General features: G+C 60.6%; 23 protein-coding genes. 16 read left to right on the forward strand and 7 right to left on the reverse strand.

Going from position 1 to position 23,173, the window contains the following annotated elements; all coding sequences use genetic code 11:
- Window positions 1-125: 125 nt before the first annotated feature.
- From AC1RQB_RS20420 to qhpG, 5 genes are all read left to right on the forward strand, one after another.
- The gene (locus tag AC1RQB_RS20420; protein WP_063341033.1) at window positions 126-1,151 is read left to right on the forward strand and encodes a histone deacetylase family protein; all 1,026 of its coding nucleotides are present in this window, start codon (window positions 126-128) and stop codon (window positions 1,149-1,151) included.
- Window positions 1,152-1,398: 247 nt separating this feature from the next.
- Complete coding sequence (locus tag AC1RQB_RS20425) at window positions 1,399-3,303, forward strand: sigma-54-dependent Fis family transcriptional regulator (RefSeq protein ID WP_063341032.1); 1,905 nt, start codon at window positions 1,399-1,401, stop codon at window positions 3,301-3,303.
- Entirely contained in the window at window positions 3,303-5,021 is a 1,719-nt protein-coding gene (locus AC1RQB_RS20430; protein WP_063341031.1) for an ABC transporter ATP-binding protein, read from the forward strand. Before AC1RQB_RS20425 ends, AC1RQB_RS20430 begins: the two co-directional genes overlap by 1 nt.
- The gene (gene qhpE / locus AC1RQB_RS20435) at window positions 5,011-5,688 is read left to right on the forward strand and encodes a subtilisin-like serine protease QhpE (RefSeq protein ID WP_063341030.1); all 678 of its coding nucleotides are present in this window, start codon (window positions 5,011-5,013) and stop codon (window positions 5,686-5,688) included. Before AC1RQB_RS20430 ends, qhpE begins: the two co-directional genes overlap by 11 nt.
- Window positions 5,685-6,980 (forward strand): flavin-dependent monooxygenase QhpG, encoded by a 1,296-nt coding sequence (qhpG, locus tag AC1RQB_RS20440; protein WP_063341029.1) that lies wholly within the window; start codon window positions 5,685-5,687, stop codon window positions 6,978-6,980. The genes qhpE and qhpG overlap by 4 nt, the downstream gene beginning before the upstream one ends.
- Window positions 6,981-7,119: 139 nt before the next feature.
- Here the strand turns inward: qhpG and AC1RQB_RS20445 are convergent, their stop codons facing one another.
- Entirely contained in the window at window positions 7,120-8,610 is a 1,491-nt protein-coding gene (locus AC1RQB_RS20445) for an aldehyde dehydrogenase family protein (RefSeq protein WP_063341028.1), read from the reverse strand.
- Between the two features lie 275 nt (window positions 8,611-8,885).
- Here AC1RQB_RS20445 and AC1RQB_RS20450 point away from each other — a divergent pair, with 275 nt between their 5' ends.
- From AC1RQB_RS20450 to peaD, 5 genes are all read left to right on the forward strand, one after another.
- Window positions 8,886-9,140, forward strand: coding sequence for a DUF1652 domain-containing protein (locus AC1RQB_RS20450; protein ID WP_063341027.1), 255 nt, complete (start codon window positions 8,886-8,888; stop codon window positions 9,138-9,140).
- 426 nt (window positions 9,141-9,566) lie between these two features.
- Window positions 9,567-11,147 (forward strand): quinohemoprotein amine dehydrogenase subunit alpha, encoded by a 1,581-nt coding sequence (peaA, locus tag AC1RQB_RS20455; RefSeq protein ID WP_063341026.1) that lies wholly within the window; start codon window positions 9,567-9,569, stop codon window positions 11,145-11,147.
- An 80-nt stretch (window positions 11,148-11,227) separates the two neighbouring features.
- A complete protein-coding gene (gene peaB, locus AC1RQB_RS20460) occupies window positions 11,228-12,658 on the forward strand; it encodes a quinohemoprotein amine dehydrogenase maturation protein (RefSeq protein WP_063341025.1) in 1,431 nt (476 codons plus the stop codon).
- Window position 12,659: 1 nt separating this feature from the next.
- The gene (gene qhpC / locus AC1RQB_RS20465) at window positions 12,660-12,983 is read left to right on the forward strand and encodes a quinohemoprotein amine dehydrogenase subunit gamma (RefSeq protein WP_046032633.1); all 324 of its coding nucleotides are present in this window, start codon (window positions 12,660-12,662) and stop codon (window positions 12,981-12,983) included.
- A 24-nt stretch (window positions 12,984-13,007) separates the two neighbouring features.
- Complete coding sequence (peaD, locus tag AC1RQB_RS20470) at window positions 13,008-14,126, forward strand: quinohemoprotein amine dehydrogenase subunit beta (RefSeq protein WP_063341024.1); 1,119 nt, start codon at window positions 13,008-13,010, stop codon at window positions 14,124-14,126.
- 139 nt (window positions 14,127-14,265) lie between these two features.
- Here the strand turns inward: peaD and AC1RQB_RS20475 are convergent, their stop codons facing one another.
- The 3 genes from AC1RQB_RS20475 to AC1RQB_RS20485 all read right to left on the reverse strand — a co-directional run bounded on the left by AC1RQB_RS20475 (window position 14,266) and on the right by AC1RQB_RS20485 (window position 16,109).
- A complete protein-coding gene (locus AC1RQB_RS20475) occupies window positions 14,266-14,667 on the reverse strand; it encodes a lysozyme inhibitor LprI family protein (protein WP_207267290.1) in 402 nt (133 codons plus the stop codon).
- 102 nt (window positions 14,668-14,769) lie between these two features.
- Window positions 14,770-15,168: a GFA family protein gene (locus AC1RQB_RS20480; protein ID WP_063341022.1), complete on the reverse strand. Its 399-nt coding sequence runs from the start codon at window positions 15,166-15,168 to the stop codon at window positions 14,770-14,772.
- Window positions 15,165-16,109, reverse strand: coding sequence for an ADP-ribosylglycohydrolase family protein (locus tag AC1RQB_RS20485; protein WP_063341021.1), 945 nt, complete (start codon window positions 16,107-16,109; stop codon window positions 15,165-15,167). Before AC1RQB_RS20485 ends, AC1RQB_RS20480 begins: the two co-directional genes overlap by 4 nt.
- Before the next feature lie 198 nt (window positions 16,110-16,307).
- On the opposite strand from AC1RQB_RS20485, the gene AC1RQB_RS20490 reads away from it, so the two are divergent.
- Window positions 16,308-16,796, forward strand: a complete 489-nt coding sequence (locus AC1RQB_RS20490) for an SRPBCC family protein (RefSeq protein ID WP_008067351.1) — start codon at window positions 16,308-16,310, stop codon at window positions 16,794-16,796.
- A 183-nt stretch (window positions 16,797-16,979) separates the two neighbouring features.
- Entirely contained in the window at window positions 16,980-17,249 is a 270-nt protein-coding gene (locus AC1RQB_RS20495) for a hypothetical protein (protein WP_063341020.1), read from the forward strand.
- A 45-nt stretch (window positions 17,250-17,294) separates the two neighbouring features.
- Here AC1RQB_RS20495 and AC1RQB_RS20500 read toward each other — a convergent pair whose 3' ends face one another.
- Window positions 17,295-18,620 carry an aminotransferase-like domain-containing protein gene (locus AC1RQB_RS20500; protein ID WP_008067354.1) on the reverse strand — a complete coding sequence of 442 codons (1,326 nt, stop codon included), beginning with the start codon at window positions 18,618-18,620 and terminating at the stop codon, window positions 17,295-17,297.
- 89 nt (window positions 18,621-18,709) lie between these two features.
- On the opposite strand from AC1RQB_RS20500, the gene AC1RQB_RS20505 reads away from it, so the two are divergent.
- Entirely contained in the window at window positions 18,710-19,339 is a 630-nt protein-coding gene (locus tag AC1RQB_RS20505) for a LysE family translocator (RefSeq protein WP_063341019.1), read from the forward strand.
- Between the two features lie 26 nt (window positions 19,340-19,365).
- Window positions 19,366-19,695 (forward strand): antibiotic biosynthesis monooxygenase family protein, encoded by a 330-nt coding sequence (locus AC1RQB_RS20510; protein ID WP_008013488.1) that lies wholly within the window; start codon window positions 19,366-19,368, stop codon window positions 19,693-19,695.
- A gap of 37 nt (window positions 19,696-19,732) precedes the next feature.
- Here AC1RQB_RS20510 and inhA read toward each other — a convergent pair whose 3' ends face one another.
- Entirely contained in the window at window positions 19,733-20,419 is a 687-nt protein-coding gene (gene inhA, locus AC1RQB_RS20515) for an isonitrile hydratase (protein WP_008067359.1), read from the reverse strand.
- Window positions 20,420-20,510: 91 nt separating this feature from the next.
- Between inhA and AC1RQB_RS20520 the strand changes: the two genes are divergently transcribed.
- Window positions 20,511-21,503, forward strand: a complete 993-nt coding sequence (locus AC1RQB_RS20520) for a GlxA family transcriptional regulator (RefSeq protein ID WP_063341018.1) — start codon at window positions 20,511-20,513, stop codon at window positions 21,501-21,503.
- Window positions 21,504-21,598: 95 nt separating this feature from the next.
- Here the strand turns inward: AC1RQB_RS20520 and AC1RQB_RS20525 are convergent, their stop codons facing one another.
- A complete protein-coding gene (locus AC1RQB_RS20525) occupies window positions 21,599-21,988 on the reverse strand; it encodes a hypothetical protein (protein ID WP_063341017.1) in 390 nt (129 codons plus the stop codon).
- Window positions 21,989-22,662: 674 nt separating this feature from the next.
- Here AC1RQB_RS20525 and AC1RQB_RS20530 point away from each other — a divergent pair.
- Entirely contained in the window at window positions 22,663-23,037 is a 375-nt protein-coding gene (locus AC1RQB_RS20530; RefSeq protein WP_063341016.1) for a DUF6124 family protein, read from the forward strand.
- Window positions 23,038-23,173: the final 136 nt, after the last annotated feature.

Genomic DNA, 23,173 nt, shown 5'->3' on the forward strand with positions numbered 1-23,173 from the left:
CCCCCCCCCCCCCCCCCCCCCCCCCCCCCCCCCCCCCCCCCCCCCCCCCCCCCCCCCCCCCCCCCGCTCCCACAGGAGGACATGCCCGGTTCCAGGATCTACGTTAACTGACAGGTACTCAGCCCATGCGCAGTTTTTTCCATCCCGAACAATTGCTCCACCATCCACGCAGCTACTACTCCCGCGGGCAGATGCGTACGCCCCAGGAAGTGCCCGAGCGCGCCCAACGGCTGGTGCAGGCGTCGAAGGCGCTGGGCTTCACGGTTGAGCAACCGGCCGATGCCGGACTCGATCCACTGCTGGCGGTCCACGGTGCGCCATACCTCACGTTCTTGCAGGAAGCTCATCAACGCTGGAAGGAAATCCCCGAGGATTGGGGCGATGAAGTGATGTCGAACATCTTCGTCCGCGAGCCCAATGCCTTGCGCGGAATTCTTGCCCAAGCCGCGTGTTATCTGGCGGACGGCAGTTGCCCGGTGGGTGAGCAAACCTGGCGCTCGGCCTATTGGTCGGCGCAAAGCGCGATTGCCGGTGCCCAGGCGTTGCTCGATGGCGAGCCCGCCGCGTACGCCTTGTGCCGTCCACCCGGTCACCATGCCCGGGCCGAAGCGGCCGGTGGTTTCTGCTATGTGAACAACGCGGCGGTGGCGGCTCAGGTGTTGCGTGCAGGGTTTGAGCGAGTTGCGCTGCTCGACACCGACATGCACCACGGTCAGGGGATTCAGGAGATTTTCTACGACCGCGATGACATGCTGTACGTCTCGGTGCACGGTGATCCGACCAACTTCTATCCGGGGGTTGCCGGGTTCAGCGATGAGCGCGGCGTCGGGGTGGGGGAGGGGTTCAACCTCAACTTGCCGATGGCCCATGGCGCCAGTGAGGCGGACTTTCTTGCGCAGCTGGAAGTGGCCTTGGCAGCGGTGAAGGAGTTCGGCGCGCAGGTGCTGGTGCTGTCCCTGGGGTTCGATATTTTCGAGCTGGACCCGCAGAGCAAAGTGGCGGTGACGCGGGAAGGCTTTGCGCGGCTGGGCGAGCGGATTCGCAGCCTTGGGTTGCCGTGTCTGATTGTGCAGGAGGGCGGGTATCATCTGGAGAGCCTTGAGGATAATGCCCGGGCGTTTTTTGTTGGGCCGCAGGTGTGGCAGCTCTGAGTTTGATGGTGACTGATAGATGGCTATCGCGGGCAAGCCCGCTCCCACAGTTGATTGAGTTGAACCGCAGATTTGTGGACGACGCTGCACCTGTGGGAGCGGGCTTGCCCGCGATGAACGATAACTCGGTCCACCAGATCAAACACAAGCGCTGTAAGGCACTTGCCATAGCCCTGACGTTAACGTAAAGATTGCGACAGGGCGCTGAACTTGAAAAAGCGCAGGGCGGACCGATCCGGAGCGCTTGATGACGCTAATAAAAACAACTTCCCCCAAGCTACACCGCGAAGCTCGATTGGCGCGGGAAAAACTTCATCTCGAAGGCGCCGTCCCCGATGGCGTATTGCGCGCGGAAATCGATGCGTCGTGGCGGCGCAGTCTCAACCATGGCGTGCATTTCAATGCCAAGCACGAGCTGGCGCTGGAATCGAGTGCGAGCCTGGAGGTGCTGCTGGCGAGCAATCGACTGCTGATCGACGCGGCGATGCCGGCCATCGACTATCTGGCCGAGCGTCAGGGCAAGGAAGGGCTGATCATCCTGGCCAACTCCGACGCCACTATCCTCGCTGCCGAAGGTTGCGCCGACCGCTTCAAGGGCAGCGGCCTGCAAGACATCACCCTCGGCGCCTGCTGGAGCGAAGCGGCGCGCGGCACCAATGCGCTGGGCACTGCATTGGTGGAAGCCCGGCCAACGATGATCGATTGTGGCGAACATTACCTCGACCGCCTGACCGATTTCTCCTGCACCTCGGTGCCGATTTATTGCCCGCAGGGCGACATCCTGGGCGTCCTCGACCTGACCCGCGAAGGCCCGCTCGGCCGCGCTCATGACAGCACTGCATTGCTGGCCATGGCCGTCAGCCAGATCGAAAGTCGCGTGTTCAACGCCAGCTATCCGGAGCAGATCGTGCTGGCCTTCCACAGTCGTCGGCAATACCTCGAATCCCCTTGGCAGGGCTTGCTGGCAGTGAGCCTCGGCGGGCAGATTCTCGCGGTCAGCGCCCAGGCTTGTCAGTTGCTCCATGCCGAGCGCTCGGCGCTGGTTGGTCGACGCTGCGAAGAGTTTCTGGGCGTCGATGGCCTGCAACTGTTATCGCGTCTGCATCAGGGCGGGGTCGGCAGTTTGCAAACCGCTAAAGGCGAATTTTTCTACAAAGCCCTGCGCGCACCGCAGCGGTCGATCAACGTCAGCACCCCAGCGCGCACCCCGGCCAAAACCGCCAAACCTCAACCGGATCTTGAGTCCCTGGCCGGTAGCAATGCCCGTTACGCCCGGGCGTTGCGCATGGCGCGCCAAGGTCTGGCCAATGATCTGCCGGTGTTGCTGCTGGGCGAAACCGGCACGGGTAAGGAAGTCATTGCCCGGGCGCTGCACATGGCCGGAACGCGCTGCGACAAACCTTTCGTCGCGGTGAACTGCGCGGCAATTCCCGAAGGCCTGATCGAGTCGGAGCTGTTCGGCTATCGCGAAGGTGCTTTCACCGGCTCGCGCCGTGGCGGGATGATCGGGCGCTTGCAACAGGCCCATGGCGGCACGTTGTTCCTCGATGAAATCGGTGACATGCCGTTGGCCTTGCAGGCCCGTTTACTCAGGGTGTTGCAGGACCGCAAAGTCGCGCCACTGGGCGCTGGGGAAGAGCAAGACATCGACATTGCACTGATTTGCGCCACTCACCGCGACCTCAAGCGTCTGGTGGAAGACAAACACTTCCGTGAGGACCTGTTCTACCGGGTCAACGGCATCAACGTGATGCTCCCGGCCCTGCGCGAACGCGACGACTTCAACGGCCTGGTCGATCGTTTGCTGGCCAAACTCGATGCGCCGAAGGTGGTCCTGCATGACGATTTGAGCCGCTTGCTCGGCGGCTATCACTGGCCGGGCAACATCCGCCAATTGGAAATGGTTTTGCGCACCGCGCTGGCCATGCGCGAGCCGGGGGATACCGTGCTCACCCTCGACCATTTGCCCGACAGCATGCTCGACGAATTGACCGCCGGCGAACGCCCCCAGAGCGGCAGTATTCGCGAAAATGAACTGGAGCTGATTCGCCAGTCTCTGGACACTCACCAAGGCAACGTCTCGGCCGCCGCCGACGCCCTGGGCATCAGTCGCGCGACCCTGTACCGCAAGCTTAAACAGTTGCGCTCGTGATGCTGCGCTTGATCGTTCGGCTGATCGACAGCCAGAACCCCGAGGCCCTGCGAGCGGCGTTGCGCTGGCTGTACAGCTTCGTGCGCCCGCATCGATTGGCGATTGCCGGGTTGCTTGGGCTGTCGGTCTGCGCCTCGTCGCTGGTATTGGTGCAGCCCTGGCTGACCAAACTGCTGATTGATGACGGCCTGCTGGCACGCAATTTTCCGATGCTGGTGCTGATCGCCGGGTTGATGATCGTCGCCGGGTTGTTGGGCACGGCGCTGTCGGGTATCAATCGGTATCTGCACACGCGACTGTCCGGACGGATTCTGTTTAGCCTGCGCGATGACCTCTATCGGCATTTGCAGACGCTCTCGCCGAGCTTCTATGGCCAGCGGCGAATCGGCGATTTGATGTCGCGCCTCGATGGCGATGTCGCGGAGATCCAGCGCTTTGCCGTGGACTCGCTGTTCTCTGCGGTGTCGAGCGTGATCGGTCTGGTGGTCGCCGTGGCGATGTTGGTGACCCTGTCGTGGCAACTCTCGCTGCTGGCCTTGGTGCTGATTCCGCTCGACGTGCTCTGGCTGCGCTGGATGCGGCGCAAGGTCGAGCGCGATGTGCGGCAGTTGCGCGAGCGTTCGGCGGACATGTCCTCGTTCATGGTCGAGACCTTGCCGGTGATGAAATTCATCCAGTCCGCCGGTCAGCAACAGCGCGAAGCGCGGCGGCTGGAGACGTTGGGCCAAGGGTACATGGGCCAGTTGTTGCGCCTGCAAGTCACCGAGTTTTTCACTCAAGCGGTGCCCGGCACGCTGACGTCGTTGTCGCGGGCCTGTGCGTTTTTGATTGGCGGTTACTGGGTGGTGCAGGGGACTTGGCAACTGGGCGCGCTGATCGCGTTTTCGACCTATCTGGGGATGGCGGTCGGGCCGGTGCAGAGCCTGCTCGGGCTCTACGTCGCGATTCAGCGGATGACGGTCAGCCTCGGGCGAGTCATGGAATTGCGCGGTGAAGAACCGACTGTCCTCACGCCGGTTACGCCGCAGCCGATGCCGGCTTCTGGCGAGCTGCGTTTCGACAACGTGCACTTCAGCCATCCCGGTCGCCCGACAACCTTGCGTGGCATCGAGGCGCGAATTCCTTACGGTTTGAAAGTCGCCCTGAGCGGCGGCTCCGGTGTCGGTAAATCGACCCTGATTGACCTGCTGCAACGGCATCACGATCCGCAGTCCGGTCGGGTGTTGCTGGGGGAGGTCGATCTGCGCGAGCTGGACCTGTTTCAGCTGCGTCGGCGGATTGCCGTAGTCAGCCAGGACATCGTGCTGTTTCGCGGCAGCCTCGCCGACAACCTGGCCTACGCCGTGCCGGACGCCAGTCGCGAAGCGATCGCCGAAGTGGCACGGCTGGCGCAGCTCGACAGCTTGATCGAATCCCTGCCCGAAGGCCTCGACAGTCCTTTGGGCGAGCGCGGCCAGCAGTTGTCCGGCGGGCAGAAACAGCGCATCGCCATCGCCCGGGCGCTGTTGCAGGATCCGTTGATTCTGGTGCTGGACGAAGCGACCTCGGCGGTCGATGAAGCCACCGAGCGCGAAGTGATCGAGGCCATCGACCGGCTGTTCGCCGGACGTACGCGGATTCTGATCAGCCATCGTCCCTCGACACTCGCCGATGCCGATCTGCGCTTTGAATTGCTGGATGGTGTGCTCACTTCAAAAACGGTGCCGCATGAAGCCTGAACTGCGGATTGGCGTGGTGGACAGCGGCCACTCGGCGGCGCAACGGGTGCAGGTGGTTGCCGGTCGACGGTTCTCGTTGCTGGAAGACGGATTGGCTGAAAGCGATTTGCGCGACGACCCGCTGGGGCACGGCAGCGCGGTGATCGAGGCCATCGGCCGACGGGCGCCATCGGCGGTTTTTTGTGTAGCCCAGGTGTTCGACCAGCGCGGGGTCACCAGCGCCTTGCAGATCGCCACGGCCATCGATTGGCTGGTGGCGCAGGATGTGCGATTGATCAATCTGAGCCTCGGTTTGCGCCAGGATCGCAGTCTGTTGCGTGAAGCCTGCGCAGCAGCGGTGGCGCGGGGCATTCTGCTGTGTGCGTCCAGCCCGGCGCAGGGCGAGGGCGTGTTTCCGGCGAATTATCCGCAGGTGCTGCGGGTCACCGGTGATGCGCGTTGCGCCGAGCAGGAATGGTCGTGGCTCAACAGCGCCCAGGCAGATTTTGCCGCGTGTGTTCACGGCACCTATCCGGGGCAGTCCGGCGCGAGCCTGGGTTGTGCGGCACTGAGCGGGCACATTGCGAGTTTCCTCGTGGCAAATCCCGAGGCGAGCAACGAACAAGTTGTCGAGTGGCTGCGGGAGAACGCTCGTTATCGCGGCCCTGAACGGCGCATCGGAGCATGAAGCCGATTGTGATTCTTGGCGCCGGACCTGCGGGGGCGGCGGTCGCTCTGGGGCTGCGACGGCTCGGGTACCCGGTGACGCTGGTCAGTGAGTGGCGCCGGTTTGCGGCGTTGGAAGGGGTTTCGGTGCGGGTGCTGGAGGCCTTGCGTGGCGCGGGGCTGCATCAAGCGTTGGCGGATGCGACGCAGCCTTCCCAACGGCAGGTGTCGTGGAACGGTCAGCAGCATGCGCAGAACATCGAATTTTTACTGGATCGCCCGAGTTTTGATCGAGGCTTGCGCGAGGATTTGCGGCTGGCCGGTGTCGAGCTGATCGAAGGCCGGGTGCTGACGGTACAGTCGTCGGCTTCGGGGCATCGAATCGAACTGGAAGGGCGCGAAGCACTGGTCGCGGATTTTCTGGTGGAGGCCCGCGGTCGCCAGGCACCGACCCTCGGTAAAGGTCAGCGTGGGCCGGAGACGGTCAGCTTGCTCAATCGCTGGCAAGGCGCGCCGGGCACCACCGCCAGCGCTGTGGAAAGCCTTGAGGACGGTTGGGCCTGGATGGCGCGCCGGGCCGACGGCCAGTGCTATTGGCAATGGACGGTGGACGTGGCCAGTGCCGAGTTGCCGGGCAAGGCCATGTTGCTCGATTACTGCCGTCAGCGGCGCCAAAGTTCGGCGTTGGCGCGGGCGTTCTTCGGTGCCGAACCTGAGATCGATCTACAGCTGCATGCCCGCAGCAGCACGGCGATTCTGTGTCCGCAGGTCTGTGGCGATCACTGGATTCGGGTGGGCGACGCGGCGATGGCGGTGGACCCGTTGTCAGGTAATGGCATCTTTCAGTCATTGTCTTCGGCGTTGCAGGCGCCGACCGTGATCAACACGCTATTGCGCAAGCCTGAGCGGGCGTTGCTGGCACAGCGTTTTCATCAACAGCGGGTAGAGCAGTTGTTTTGGCGTTTTGCGCGTATTGGCCGGGACTTTTATGCCGATGAACAGCGTTGGCCGGATCAGCCGTTCTGGCGGGCACGGCGGCAATGGCCGGATGCTGAGGTCGCCCACGCCGAGGCGGATTTCTCCACTCTGAGGATTGAGCGAGCGCCGGTATTGCGCGATGGATTTGTGGATGAGGCCGAGGTGGTGATCACGGCGGATCAGCCGCTGGGGATCTGGCATGTGCAAGGGGTTGAGCTGGCGCCGTTGGTGCGGCGGTTGCGGACCGAACCGGCTGAGCGGGTGTTGGCCGGGTTGACGGTAGAGCAGGGGAGGATGGTTCGCAGTTGGTTGTTGGCTCAGGGATATAAACCCTGATAGTTGAGGTGGCCGGTCTGGCGTCATCGCGGGCAAGCCCGCTCCCACAGTGATTTGAGTGATGCCGGAGATTGCAGCTTCACAAAAAAAACCTGTGGGAGCGGGCTTGCCCGCGATGGCGACCGAGAGGGCGCCGCTATTACAACTTGATCAACACCGACTTCAACTCGGTGTAATGCTCGATCGCCGCATACCCCATCTCACGCCCGACCCCCGACATCTTGTAGCCGCCAAACGGCAGCGCCGGGTCCAGGGCGCTGTGGCAGTTGACCCACACCGAGCCTGACTTGATGCGCGGAATCATCCGGTGCACCGCCGCCAAATCATTCGACCAGATGCTCGCCCCAAGGCCATAGGGGCTGTCATTGGCCATGCGCAGCGCATCGGCTTCGTCATCGAACGGAATCGCCACCAGCACCGGGCCGAAGATTTCCTCCTGCACCAATGAATGCTGCTGATCGACATCGACAATCACCGTCGGTTTGACGAAATACCCCGGCCCGAATTGCTCGCCACCACAGGCGATGGTCGCGCCGCTTTCCCGACCCTTTTCGATGTAACCGTAAACCCGCTCCTGTTGGCGCGCGGAGATCAGCGGGCCCATTTCGACACTTGGGTCCAGGCCATTGCCGAGCTTCATCGCATTGGCGATGTCGGCGATATCCGCCACCACATTGTCGAAATGTTTGCGCTGCACATACAGCCGGGAGCCGGCACAGCAGACCTGGCCCTGGTTGAAGAAAATCGCACTGGCGGCACCGGCCGCGGCGGTCTTCAGGTCGGCATCGGCCATGACGATGGTCGGCGATTTACCGCCCAGTTCCAGGGTGACCCGGGTCATGGACTCCATGGCTATTTTGCCGATCTGCTTGCCCACGGCGGTGGAACCGGTGAAGGTCAGTTTGTCCACCAACGGGTTGTGGGTCAGGGCGGATCCCGCCGTGATGCCGGTGCCGGTGACCACATTGAACACGCCCGCGGGGTAACCGGCTTCCAGCACCAGTTCGGCGAGTTTCAGAGCGGTCAGCGGTGTTTCGTCGGCAGGTTTAAGCACCACGGTGCAACCGGTGGCCAGCGCCGGGCCGAGTTTCCAGCAGGCCAGCAGCAAAGGGAAATTCCAGGCGACGATGGCGCCGACCACACCCACCGCTTCGCGGCGGATGAAACTGTGGAACTGATCGTTGGGCATCAACGGCATCGAGACCTCAACGCTGGAGCCTTCGATCTTGGTCGCCCAACCGGCCATGTAGCGCAGGAAGTCGATGGACAGCTGTACGTCCATCACTTGGGCGACGGCGGCGCTTTTACCGTTGTTCAGGCATTCGAGTTGCGCCAGCAGTTCGGCGTCGCGCTGCATCAGATCGGCGAGTTTCCATAACAGGTTCTGCCGCTCCCGGGGGCGGGTGCGGGTCCAGGCCGAATCGTCGAAGGCCTGACGGGCGGCGAGCACTGCGCGGTCAACATCCTCGGGCGTGGCCCGTGGCACCACGCACAGGACTTCGCCGGTAGCCGGATTGTGCAGGGGCATGGTCTGGCCGTCGCCGGCCTCGACCCAGTCACCGCCGATGAGCATGCGCGGTGCGCGTTGGATAAAAGCCGAAGTGGCGGGGAGCAGATAAGGGAGGGGCATGACGAGACCTCTTGTTGTGCATGAGAACGGGGCTTTGTCCAAGGTTGGCAATGGCTGTGCCAAGTACCAGGAACGGGCGGGTAGCCCTTTGTCGGCGGGGTTTTGAGTGATGAAGGGGGAAGAGCGGCACCCAGGTTTTTGTCGCAAATCGCGACAGCGGATGAGACGACGAGCAACCTGTTACGGTCTTGAGACACCTGCAATTGAGGATTAGAATTTTCAGGCTAAGGGGGGAGTATTTGCCCGGCCACACATCTGGCGTGAGGGAGGTAGCGATGTTCCTTTCAACCCTGGAAATTCAAAACATCATCGAGCACAGTTTTCTGCCCGCCGTGTGCACTTGCAGCATGGAGGCGGACCAGTCCCTGACGATTCGGGTTTGCGATTGCATGACCGGCAAAGTGGAGCTGGTGGCCACCCATGTTCCGGTATGGACACTGGACAGCCCCCACGCGATTGCCTCGCTGGTGGCGGATATGCGGCAAGAAATCGAGGCTCACAAAGGCATTCACCCAACGTTTTACAGCTGAACCGACGTCACGCCGCACCACGTCGGTGGTGCGGCAGGGTGATGGCGGGCCACGGGTGAAGCGACGTCCTGAGCGTGAAAACGCCGTCGCTGTACTCTCCAATCGATGAACAATCATTTCGCGCTTGCGCTGGAACGCCATCAATCGCCGGGCGATGAAGTGTTCCGGCCGGGGGCATCTATGCTTGTCTCAGACTGCAACAGGTGTCGCGATATTAGACGCAAGCGATCTCGCTCTGACGCGCTAAAAAGCCAAAGTTTTCACATAACTAATTGATTAATAAGGTGATCGTCAAGCTGGCACGCTCCGTGTATTGCTCATCGCAGACGTTTCTCTTGCCTCCGTCAGCGGGTCGCCGCCGACGGCAGAAACCATAAAAACGATAAGCCACAAAAATAAGAAAGCACCGTGCGAGGTTCGACGTTGATGAAGAGAAAACTCCGATCAGGCCTGAGTGTCAGTCTGCTGACCGTGGCGGCCTGTGTGGCGCTGCATTCGCCTTACAGCCTGGCAGCTCGCGACGCCCAGACCATCCTCAAGGAAACCTGTCAGGGCTGTCACACCCCCGAAGCCGATAGCGCCCTGAGCCGCATCAGCCACCAGCGCAAAACCCCGGAAGGCTGGCTGATGAGCATTGCCCGGATGCAGACCATGCACGGTTTGCAGATCAGCGATGACGACCGCCGGACCCTGGTCAAGTATCTGGCCGACACTCAAGGCCTGGCGCCGAGCGAAACCGATGGCGTGCGTTATGCATTGGAACGCCGGCTCAACACCGTCGAGAAATTCGATGACCAGACCAGCCAGATGTGCGGCCGTTGCCACTCCGGTGCGCGGGTTGCCCTGCAACGGCGTCCGGCCCAGGAATGGGAGCGCCTGGTGAACTTCCACCTCGGCCAATGGCCGTCCCTGGAATACCAGGCCCTGTCTCGTGACCGCGACTGGTTCGATCTGGCCCGTAAAGAGATGGTGCCGCTGCTGGCCAAGCGTTATCCGCTGGACAACCCGGCCTGGAAAAAATGGTTGAGCAGCGCGCCGAAAGCCGAGGCGCTGGTCGGCGACTGGAGCTTCAGCGGCCACCTGCCGGGTAAAGGTGAACTGGCCGGGGTGATGAGCGTGACGGCCGATGGCAACGACACGTTCAAGGTCAGCGTCAAAGGCCAATACGCCGATGGCAGTCCGTTCAACGGCGATGGCAGCGCGATTCTCTACACCGGTTACGAATGGCGCGGCAACGTGACCATCGACGGCGTGACCATGCGCCAAGTGTTCGCCGCCCAGGGCAATGCCCTGCAGGGCCGGATGTTCGAGGCCGAGCACGATGAACGCGGTCTGGACTTCGTTGCCGCCAAACAGGGTTCCAGTCGTTTGCTGGCGGTGCAGCCGGGTTATCTGAAGGCGGGCAGCGAAACCGAAGTCACCCTGATCGGCAGCGGTCTCACCGGCAAGCCGAGCTTTGGCAAAGGCGTGGAAGTGGTCGAGGTGCTGGAGCAAAGTCCTGCGCGTCTGCGGGTCAAACTCAAGGCAGCCGCCAATGCCCAACCGGGCCTGCGCAACGTCACGGTCGGCACGCTGAAAGGCCCGACCCTGTCGGTCTACAGCAAAATCGCAGCAGTCAAAGTCGTGCCCGAGTTCTCGGTGGCGCGGATCGGCGAGGGCGGTGGCTCGACGCCGAAAGTCCAGGGCCGTTTCGATGCTGAAGCCTGGGGCAAGGGCGCCGATGGCAAACCCTATCGCATCGGCGTGTTCCCGGCGCAGTGGAAAGTCGAAGCCTTCGACGACCGCGCCAAAGAGGACGAGGACGTCAAGTTCGCCGGCACCATGCAGGCCGACAGCGGCGTGTTCACCCCGGGCGATGCCGGGCCGAACCCGCAGCGCAAAATGTCCACCAACAATGCCGGCAACCTCAAGGTGATCGCCGCCGTCGACGACGCAGGGAAATCCATGACCGGCGAAGGCCACATGATCGTCACCGTGCAACGCTGGAACAATCCACCCATTCCATGAGTTGGCTGATCGCTAGCGGTTTCAGACACTTTTCGGAATGACCGCAAGCCCTGAACCGGGGCTTGCACAGGAGGTTTGCAATGGGCGCTATTTTGAATCTGGTCGAACGCAACCTGCACGAAGTGCACGTCGATGCCGACCGCATGCTGTTCCATATTCCCAGCAGTTCGCTGTTCGCCAGCGATGAGCTGACGGGCACCATCATTGATACCTTGCGCGGTCCCGGCTGTTCCTCGGACGACCTGATCCAGCGCCTGGCGGCACGCTTCAACGGCGAAGAAATCACCGAGACCCTGCGCGAGTTGATGGCCCTGGAACTGGTCAGCGACGGCTCGCCACTGACCCCGGACATCGGCACCAAACGGGTCGAGCGCACGGCGATCAACACCGTGGTGCTGAACGTCAACACTGGCTGCAATCTGAGCTGCACTTACTGCTACAAAGAGGACCTCGACAAGCCCTCGGCCGGCAAGAAAATGGACGTCGAAACGGCGGTGGCGTCGGTGGAAATGCTGCTGCGTGAATCCCCGGACGAAGAGCGTTTTACCGTGGTGTTCTTCGGTGGTGAGCCGCTGAGCAATCGCAAGCTGATCGAGTACATGGTCGACTACTGTGAAAAGCGTTTTGCCGAGGCGGGCAAGTTCGTCGAATTCGTCATGACCACCAACGCCACGCTGCTCACCGAAGACACCGTGGACTACCTCAACGCCCACCGCTTCGGGCTCTCGGTGAGTATCGACGGGCCGAAGACTGTGCACGACCGCAACCGCATCACCGTGGGCGGGCAGGGCACTTACGACGTGGTGCGGCGCAAGGCCGAGATGCTGCTGTCGCGCTACAACAGCCGTCCGGTGGGCGCGCGGGTAACCCTGACCACCGGCGTCACCGACGTCGAAACCATCTGGGACCACCTGTTCAACGAATTGGGCTTTGCCGAGGTCGGTTTTGCCCCGGTCACTTCCGGCGATATCAGCAGCTTCAACCTGTCCAGCGACGAGCTGATCGAAGTCTTCGCCAACATGAAGAAGCTCGGCCGGCGTTATCTGGAGGCGGCGTTGGAGCACCGCAATATCGGCTTCTCCAACCTGCACCAGCTGATTACCGACATCCACGAAGGTCACAAAAAAGCCCTGCCGTGTGGTGCGGGCCTGAAGATGCTGGCGGTGGATCACAAGGGCGAACTGAATCTGTGCCACCGCTTTACCGGCTCATCATTGCCTACTTTTGGCAACGTCCATAGCGGGGTGAAACAGGTCGAGTTGAACGACTTCCTGTCCCAGCGCCTCGACCGCACCAACACCGGTTGCGAGGACTGCCAGATCCGCAACCTCTGCTCCGGCGGCTGCTACCACGAGAGCTATGCCCGATACGGCGACCCGACCCATCCGACCTATCACTATTGCGAACTGATGCGTGACTGGGTCGACTTCGGCATCGAGGTCTACACCCGGATCATGGCTCACAACCCTGCGTTCATCAGCAGCTACATCACTCCGCGCAAGGCTCACTGACATGAAACATCTCAAGGCAATCAATAACAAAGCGCTGAAAATGGATCAGGCCGCGGCCGAAAACCGTATCGAAGAAGTGGTGGCGATGAGTTCCGTCGCCGGCTGCGCCTCGACCACCGACCCGGGCTGGGAAATCGATGCGTTTGGCGGTGTGTCGTCGCTGTGCCAGCCGATGGAAGCCGACCTGTATGGCTGCTCCGACCCGTGCTGGTGGCCGGCCCAGGTGCCGGACATGATGAGCACCTACCCGGACTGGAACAAGGATGCCCAGGCGTCCAACGAAAACTGGCGCAACCTTGGGACTGTCTTTCCAAAAGACAAATGATCGGACATGAATAAGGATTCCAGCATGCAATGCATCAAAGCCTGCGGCCTGGCCGCGTTCGGCGTCCTGAGCGCTATGTCGCTCAATGTTCTGGCCGATGAAAACACCGCGCTCCAAACTGGTCACGAGTACATGGTGACCACCAATTACCCGAACAACCTGCACGTGATCGACCTGGCCACCGACAGCCTGTTCAAGACCTGCAAAATGCCGGACGCCTTCGGTCCTGGCACCGTGCAGCTGTCGCCGGATCGCAAGACCGCTTATGTGCTGAACAACCACTACGCGGATGTCTACGGCGTTGAGCTGGACAGCTGCAAGCAGGTGTTCCACGCCAGCATCACCCAGAAACCGGGGGAGAAAGCGAAGTCGATGTTCGCCTTCACTGTCAGCCATGACGGTAAGGAACTGTTCACCATCGCCAACCCGACGTTGATGCTCAATGATCGCTACGAAGTGCAGCAACCTCGACTCGATGTGTACGCAACCGATGCCGGCATGGACGCCAAACCTGTGCGCAGTTTTCCGGCGCCGCGGCAGCTGACCATCATGCAAAGCGGTGACGACGGCACGCTGTATGTGGCGGGGGCGGACGTTTACAAGGTCAACGTGAACACCGGCAAGTTTGATGTGCTGATTCCCAGCCGTCACTGGAAACGCCCGAACTACAGCGCGCCGGACGTGCTTTATGTGTGGAACCAGCAGACCTACCGTCATGATTTTTCGCTGCTCTACACCGCCGCGAAATTCAAGGACAAGAAGCAGGACCCGGCCACCGCCGAGTACCTCTACGGGCTGTTCAGCATCGACCTGAAAACCGGCAAGACCGAAACCACCGACTTCGGCCCGCTGACGGAAATCTACTTCAGCGGCATGCGCTCACCCAAGGACCCGAACCTGATGTTCGGCGTGCTCAATCGCTTGGCCAAGTACGACATCAAGCAGAAGAAAATGCTTCAGGCGGCGACGCTTGATCACTCTTACTACTGCATTTCCTTCAACAAGGACGGCAGCAAGATTTACCTGGCCGGGACGTTCAACGATGTGGCGATCTTCGATGCCGATAGCCTGAAGCAGATCGGCAGCATCAAGTTGCCGGGTGGGGACATGGCGATCACGACGGCGCAGGTATTTGTCCGGTAATTGTGGTGCCTGAGCGGACGCCTTCGCGAGCAAGCCCGCTCCCACATTGGATCTACGTCGTACACAAATGTTGTGTTCACCAGAGATCCACTGTGGGAGCGGGCTTGCTCGCGAAGAGGCCCTCAAGCACACCCCAACATCAAGCCTCAGGCACCGGACAACTCAAATCCCCTTCCTGACACTTCAAGTAAGTCTTGAACGCCTCGACCCGCGCCTTGGTCAGTTCAGTGGTGCAGTTGCTGTAAATCAGCGGATAGACACTGCCACCCGCCACCCCGGACGCCGAGAATTTGCACTCGGCATCGCGAAACGCAATCCATGAGCGCTGCGCACCGACCAACAGCTTTTTCGCGTCGGGGTCGTCCTTCAGCCGTGTGGTGATCTGCTGGTAAAGCGCATTCAGCTCCTTGTCGACGGCCTTGTTCTGCTGCGCCGCGCATTGATTCATCGTCGACTGGTCAGTGGCGTTGTCGCAGTCGATGGCATGCGCAAGGGGGGTGAGCAGCAGCGGCGTCAACGCAAGGAGAAAACGTGGGGGCATGGTGGGCTCGCAGTGGTGATGGGAAGTTGGGGGGCAGTGTAGCGGGGCGCCGCCAGTCAACAAATCAGCAGCCTGATGCGGCACTTGTGGCGTGTCCGGAAACTATGTCTGCCATTCAGGACATTTCTCATTCGATTCATATTCAAGCCAGGGCACGTCCTGGGACGTCCAGATGTGAGCCTGAGGTGTCATTTTCGGATCATCGTCGAGAGTCGCCACGCGAACGATTACATGGGGTTGGGCCAAGCGCTCCGCCATCAGATGCGATCCGCAGATCGAACAGAAATGCCGAAGCTTGCCCGGCGACGACTCATAGGTGCTTAGCCGGTCCTGTCCTTTTATCCAGCGAAAATGCTCACGCATGACCCCGGCCGTCGAGGCGAATGCCGCTGCGTGTGCCTTGCGGCAGGTGTGGCAGTGGCAATGACTGATGGGCATGTCGAGGCCATCAAGTTCGTATTTGATGGCTTTGCACAAGCAGCTGCCATGCAAGTTATTCATGGGGCTTTTCCTGGTTGCGTGGCTGAGATGTCGGCAGCGGCGGCGGCCCGAAACAGGGCGTCAGCCGTGGCCTCGATGTCTTCGCGCTGATGCAATTTCGCCAGCCACCCGTCAGGGATGGCCTGCACACCATAGTGAGCTCCGGCCAACTGGCCGACGATGGCGGCAGTGGTATCGGCGTCATCGCCCAGGTTCGCGGCTTCGAGGATGGCGGCTTCAAAACTGTCAGTGTGGTGAAAGCACCACAAGGCCGCTTCCAGTGATGCAACGCAGTAACCGCTACCGCGAATATCCTCTTTGGATTTTCCGAGGTAATCGCCTCGGGCGATGCTCGCGACCTTCGGTTCCACGAACGTCGTCTCTGGCAGGCTCTGCAAATCCGGCTTGGACGCGCCTTGCAATGCCTTGCGGATCAGATCGGCAAGCAACTGACAGCATTCAAGTGCCTCCGGCGCCGCATGGGTAGTGCGCGAGCTGTCTGCGGAAAAGGTTCTGATCCGCTCGGGGTCGGGAAAGTAGTACAACACTATTGGCGCTAACCGCATCAGTGAACCGTTACCGGCCGTATAGGGATCGGTGGATCCCGCGAATGGCTGACCGGTTTCCTGATAACGAGCCAGCGCTTCACGGACGGTCATACCAATGTCGAAGCATTCGCCGGTCGAACTCAGGTAACCCCATTGCCACCAGTTGAGGTAACGGCCCATTTGGTCGGCCGCATCAAAACCTTTTTTGTTCAGCAGGCTTTCTGCCAGGCAAAGTGCCATGGAGGTGTCATCGGTCCATTGCCCTGGCTTCAGATTGAACGGGCCGCCCCCAACCATATCGGTCAGAGGGGCGAATGAGCCGCGCGGCTGGAATTCGGCATGGGTGCCAACGGCATCCCCACAAGCAAGCCCCAGCAGGGTTGCGCGATAACGTTCCGTGAGTGAAGGCTGCATGAATCTTCCTTGTAAGGGTTCCACGTCGTTGCAAACGTTAGCAGTTTCAGCCCGCTGACTCCCCCTTGAAACCAGAACTTATGGCCAAAAATGAGGCCGAATATTTCAGGCAAGATCGATTGCGGCACCTGTTTGATACAACTTTTAGGTTGGTCTTATGGTCTTTACGGGCCTACTGTTCAATACAGGAGGTGACTTATGAACCCAGCATCAGATCGCATCGAAAGGAAAATCCTGCTCAAGGTGCCGCGCTCGCAGGTGTGGCGCGTGCTGGCCAATGCCGAAGCCTTCGGGCAATGGTTCGGCGTGGCACTCGAAGGTAAGCGCTTTGTCGCCGGCGAGTGGACCCAGGGGCAAGTCACGTATCCCGGCTACGAACACGTACTGTGGAATGTCCTGGTGGAGCGGGTCGAGCCGGAGCGGGTGTTTTCGTTTCGCTGGCACCCATTTGCCGTAAAGGCGGATTTCGACTATTCCCAAGAGCCCACCACGCTGGTGAAGTTTGAACTTGAAGATCACGACGAGGGCACGTTGCTCAAGGTGTCGGAGTCCGGTTTCGATCACATTCCCCAATCCCGCCGTGAAAAGGCGTTCCGTATGGACAGTCGTGGTTGGGAGGAGCAGATGAACAATATCGAAGAGTTTCTGAAAACCAACGCCAACGCCCACGAACGTCAGGGCGGCTGATGGCTGCAGGCCGCTAAACTTGCGACCTCGGCACTTGATGACTGATACGTCTAAGGGTTTTCGGAGGGGTGGCTATGGCGAATGTCTTACACGCGGTAGTAGCTATGTCGTCTATTGCGGATTGGATCCGAAGGGTAATCTAGCTCCATCAACTGAAGCACAGGAAGTGCTCCAGGGTCACGGATGATCGACCATAGCAAGGATCGCTGCCGACAGGGAGTCGATATGGTCTTGGGAAAAACCCGCTTCGGCGGGTTTTTTTTCGTCTGCAGAAAACTGCAACCTGCATTGAATGGTCAATGGCTTACACGTAGCCAGTGGTATGTCGTCTTTTTAAGCTTCACCGATGCGTTTAATCTGGATCCATCAACTGAAGCACAGGACGTGCTCAGGATCACGGATGATCGACCATACGCCAGGATGGCTGCCGACAGGATGTCGCAATGGTCTTGAGAAACCCGCTTAGGCGGGTTTTTTTATGGGCGTCAGAAAAGTCTGTCAGATGTCCACGACTTCACGCAGTGTCTCCAGGGCGCGCTTCAACACGTCGAGGCTGATCGATCCCATGGCCACCCGCAGCGCAGGAGGCACATGAGTGGTCGTGGCAAAGGGTTCGGCGCTGGTCACCTGCACGCCTTTACGTTCCAACTCGGCAACAACCGTTTCGGCCCGTAATCCTTCGGGCAATCTGAGCCAAAGGTAGTAGGAACCGGGATGCGCCACCAGCTCGCAATTTTTCAGGATTTGCTGAGCCAGGTCTTGTCGCTGCCGGGCGTCCAGGCGCTTTTGCTCTTCGAGGTTGTCGACTTCGCCGCTATCGATCCAGTGGCAGGCCAGTGCGACGGTCAGCGACGGGGTGCTCCATGTCGACACGCGGATGGCTTGTTCCAGCACCGGCATCATCGCTTTAGGTGCAACGATGAAACCAATGCGCAGGCCCGAGGCAACGCTTTTCGACAGGCCGCTGATATACAGTGTGCGCTGCGGGGCCAAGGTAAACAGCGGTTTGGGCGCCGGTTCTGCGAGGAAGGCATAGGCACCGTCTTCGATGATCAGAAAGTCGTAGCGTTCGGCCAATTGCACCAGGCGTTCACGGTCGGCGATGGACATCACCGTCCCCAACGGATTGTGCATCGTCGGCATGCTGTAGAGCGCCCGCACGGGGCGCCGTTTGCACAGCGCTTCCAGGGCGTCGAGATCGGTGTGCCCGGCGATTTGCGGCAGGGCTTCGAGGTCCAGCCGATGGGCCTGGGCCAGGGTTTTCAGGCCAGGGTAGGTGAGGGCGTCGAGGGCCAGAATATCTCCCGGTTTGAGCAGTGCCATCAGCGTCACGGCAAGACCTTGCTGGGCGCCGTTGACGATCAGCACCTGATCGCCCCCCACCCGAATGTCCCGATTGCGTAAATGCCGGGCCGCCGTCTGCCGTTCATGCGCGCGCCCGCCCTGAGGCGCGGAATGCAACAGCGCATCGATATCGCCGGAGGCGGCAATCGCTCGCAAACCCTCGCGCAATAACTCGTCCTGACCGGGTACCGACGGGTAATTGAAGGTCAGGTCCACCATGCCGACGCCCAGTGGTTGCTGTTCGAGCCCCAGTCCGCGTGGCAAGGATGTGTCGCGCACAAAGGTGCCACGGCCGGTTTCGCCGACCACCAGGCCGATCGCCTCCAGTTCGTGATAGACCCGCAATGCAGTGGCCAGGGCAATCCGCTCGCTCTGCATCAACGCACGAATGGTCGGCAACTGTGTGGCGGGTGGCAGTTCACCGCTGCGAATCTTCCCGGCGAACTGATCCACCAGGCGTTTGTAGCGAATACGGGTCATGGGTGAGTGCTCTTTGTATCTGGATCAATTTTTTGTTTGTATCAGATTGGCGTTCTAATCTACAGGCTTTCCAGGACGGAGACTTCGCTGTGATTGACCCTGCGACCTTATTGATTTTCGTCGGCGCGGTGATGTTGTTGCTGCTGTCACCCGGACCGAACATGGCCTTCGTGATCAGCCATGGCGCCAGTTATGGCTGGCGCGGTGGTGTGGCGTCAGGATTGGGCATTGGCCTGGCCGATCTGATCCTGACGGCGCTGACTGCGATGGGTGTTACGGCACTGGTTGCCAGCTGGCCGCCGGCCTTCGACCTGATCCGTTATTCCGGGGGCCTGTACCTGCTGTGGCTGGCGTTCAAGGCGTTGCAAAAACCATCGGCCAGCGGCACGTCGGATGTTGCGCAGGTGCCGCTCAAGACCCTGCTGATCCGGGCGATGCTCAACAGCCTGCTGAACCCCAAGGCCTTACTGTTTTTCATGGTGTTCCTGCCGCAATTCGTTAACGCGCAGCGGGGGTCGATTGCCGTACAACTGGTGCTGCTGGGCATGGTGTTGACCTTGGTCAGTGGCGTGTTTCACACCCTGCTCGGGGTTTTCGGCAGTACGGTCAGCCGGCTTGTTTCCAGTACTTCGACATTCGCCAAATGGCAGTCATTGGGGCTGGCCGCAGTACTGCTGTTGCTCGCCGTCCGGCTAGTCCTGATGACTCGTCCGGCCTGACTCACTCGCTGAAAAGGAACCTCTGCATGTACATCGCATCGTTTATCTACAAACCCGGGCAACGGGACGAGGAGTTCAACCGGTTGAGCGCGTTGATCGACGAAGTCGCGATCAGCATCGAAGGGTTTGTCGGCACCCAATCCTGGTGCTCGGCCGATGGCGAGTTGGTCAACGCCAGTTATTACTGGCAGGACGAAACCTCTATACGAGAATTCGCCAGCCATCCCAGGCACCTGGAGGCCAAGCGTCAGTACCGCAAGTGGTACGCGGGTTATCAAGTGGTGATCGCTAAAGTGGAGCGGGCTTATGGTGATGACTCGTTCGAGCTGTTTGTGCCCAATGGTCGACCTGAGTGACGGGCTGCGGGGGCGATAGCTCCCGCAGCCGTTTCTTTCACTGGCGGGCGAGTTTCGCCGCTGCACGTTCGGTGATTTCCGAGCGCAATTTCAACGACGCGGCAGCGCGTTTGCGGGCTTCCTCCAGCACGCTGACCGGCGCTGTCTCGGGACTGCCCGAAGCAAACGGCGGCGCTGGCGCGTATTCCAATTGCAACTGCACCAATTGCGCCGTGTCCTTATCGAACAATTCAGCCGCCAGGGTCAGGGCAAAATCGATCCCCGCGGTGATCCCGCCACCGGTCAGCAGATTGCCGTCGCGCACCACCCGATCGTTCACCGCAATCGCTCCCAAAACCCCAAGCAATTCGTGATACGCCCAGTGAGTGGTAGCGCGCTTGCCCTTGAGCAACCCCGCCGCGCCAAGCACCAGCGCACCGGTACACACCGAGGTGACATACCGCGCATTGGCGGCCTGGGCCTTGATGAAGGCCAGGGTTTCGTCATCCTCCATCAACGGCCCGACGCCGCCGCCACCAGGAATGCAGATCACATCCAGTGGCGGGCAATCGTCGAAGGTGGCGGTCGGTTTCAACACCAGCCCGGTACTCGCGGTGACTGGCATCAGGTCCTTCCAGATCAGGTGCACCTTCACGTCCGGCAGCGAGGCCAGCACATCATAAGGGCCGGTCAGGTCCAGTTGTTGAACCTGTGGAAACAACAGAAAACCGATCTGCAACGTCATGGCGTTTTTTCTCCTGGTTGGGGTGGACGGCTTCACTGTAGGCTCGTAGGATCTGGCGCATACGCCAATAACCCCACGAATTACGCCAAATATGCCGAACAACCCGAAAACCATTCATGTGCTGGCCTTTGCCAACGTGCAAGTGCTCGACGTCACCGGGCCGTTGCAGGTGTTTGCCTCGGCCAACGACATTGCCCGCCAGCAAGGTGTGCCGCCGCCCTATGCGCTGTCGGTGATTGCCAGCGGTGGCGGGGCGGTGATGTCGTCGGCGGGGTTGGCGCTGTTGGCAGAGCCGCTGGCGAAACAGGGCAGTGACACGTTGATCATTGCTGGTGGCTGGGGCGTTTACGCGGCGGCGAAAGATGAGTCGCTGGTGGCCTGGGTACGTGAGCACGCGACGGGGTGTCGGCGGGTGGCGTCGGTGTGTACCGGGGCGTTTTTGCTGGCGGCCAGCGGTTGGCTCGATGGCAGGCGGGTGGTCACGCACTGGACCCGTTGCGAGCAATTGGCGCAGCAGCATCCCAAGCTACAGGTCGAACCCAACCCGATCTTCATCAACGACGGCCCGGTCTGGACCTCGGCCGGTGTCACCGCGGGCATCGACCTGGCCTTGGCGATGGTCGAGGAAGACCTCGGCCGAACCATGGCTCTGGACGTCGCCCGCCAACTGGTGGTGTTTCTCAAGCGTCCGGGGGGCCAGTCGCAGTTCAGCGTGACCCTGTCCCTGCAAAAGGAAGGCAACCGCTTCGACGACCTTCACGCCTGGATCAGCGAAAATCTAACCAAAGACCTCGGCATCCCGACCTTGGCCTTGCAGGCCGGCATGAGCGAGCGCAGCTTCGTTCGTCACTACCGCGCCGACACCGGCCAGACCCCGGCGCGGGCCATAGAACTGATTCGGGTCGAGACCGCCCGGCGCTTGCTCAGTGACACCGGTGTGCCGATCAAACGGGTCGCGGTGCAATGCGGGTTTGGCAGTGAAGAGACCTTGCGCCGCAGTTTTCTGCGAACCATGGGCGTAACACCACAAGCCTACCGCGAGCGCTTTTCCGTCAGCCTTCCAGCAGATCCAGTAATGCCTTGAGGGTCGCTTCGGGCGCTTCTTCGGCAATGTTATGCCTGACACTCCAGAGTGGCTGTTTTGAGAGGGCTGATTCAATTCGACCTGAGTCCTTCTCCTCAGACTTCCACGTCCGCGACCTGATTAAAGTACTTCGACCGATCCGGCGTAAACGTCACGACCATTTTGGTTCTGGAACAGGTCAACGCCCGTTCTGCGTTCAAATCGATATCCAGATCTTCCCCGCGCAACCCTTGCCATTGGGCGAGGTATTTGAGGGATCCGTATTTTTCGAGTTTTTTCAGACTGCGGCTGACGCCACCTTTCCAGCCTAGCACCGGAAGTTCACCAGTGAGGCATTGTCGGGCGAGGTCGGGGAAGCGGGCGGCGCGTTGGCGGCCGATTTCCCAGCATTTGATCAGGCCTTTGTCGTGGCCCTCCCACAGTTCATCCCGGTTCAAGCCTGATCGGAGTGGGGTGTCGATGCTGCGATGGATACGCTGGGTCATTCTGGTTCCTTGAATTCGGGTTTTGTTGGACAGCTCCGCTGTGCCCGTTGACGTGGATGGTAGGGATGGATGTAAGCGGTGGCAACAAGGTATTTCCGGATGTAGGAATGCGTTACCGCGTGTTGATTGGGCTGGTTTTGTTTAGTGATTGTAGGTTCGGCCTACCTGGTTCTGTGGCGAGGGGGATTGCCCCCGTTCGGCTGCGCAGCGGCCGCAAAGCCAGCAAATGCGGTGCTTCTGGAGGAATGGGGTTGTGCATTCAAGGGGCCGCTACGAGGGCAAGCCCCCTCGCCACGGAGGGACAGTAGTGGCTGACGGTGCGTGTTTAAGTTCATCGGGCGTAGCCACTGTCCTACAAAAAACGCTGTAAAAGGGGATATTTCCGACGAGTTTTGGCGGTTGTAGGTTAGGAAAGGGAGCCGATAGGCTTTCCCGGTCGCTGCCAATTCAGCGACCGGGTTTGGTCACCCGTGCAATGTCAGGCGTGCAAGCGCCAACGTGAGCATGTCGGCGCTTTTTCTTGTGCTTGTCGGTATGCTTCGCGGTGGGCTGTGCGCGGGGCACTTTCGAGTGCGCCGGGTGCCTGACTTCCCGGTTGACCAACCTGCGTACCGCCCACCACCCATCGTTTGGTCACGACGGCGGTGAGCTTCATGAATGTCAGGAGTTACACCATGATAAAAGACAGTCCCAATCCCCCAGAAACCGACAACGTTTCCCCCTACGAATCCCTCGATTCAAAAAAACTCCACGACGCCGCTGAACGCGCGCTTGACCACTACCTCAAACCCACCCCGAAAAAAAATGAAGGCCGCAAGCCAAGCAAGATGTTCATGGTTGCGCCGGATATGGACAACGAAAGTCTGCTCGCTCATGTCTGCGAATCACTGGCCTCAGCCAGCGTCATGACCAGCGACATTGCCGCGTATGTCGATGCCCCGCAGCGGCACACGCTCCTGGCGATTCAGCAGGTCATCATGCTGGCCGAGCTGGCGGTGAATCGGGTGCTCGATAACGTCGACGTGCCAAAACCCGCGCCACACAGCTGATCCCCTGTGGGAGCGGGCTTGCTCGCGAAAGCGGTGTGCCAGGCGACATCAATGTTGAATGTGAAATCGCCTTCGCGAGCAAGCCCGCTCCCACAGTTGAACGGTGTACATCTGTAGTAGCGAAGCAGGCGACTCG

Source organism: Pseudomonas sp. GW822-FHT02E03, assembly GCF_058802325.1.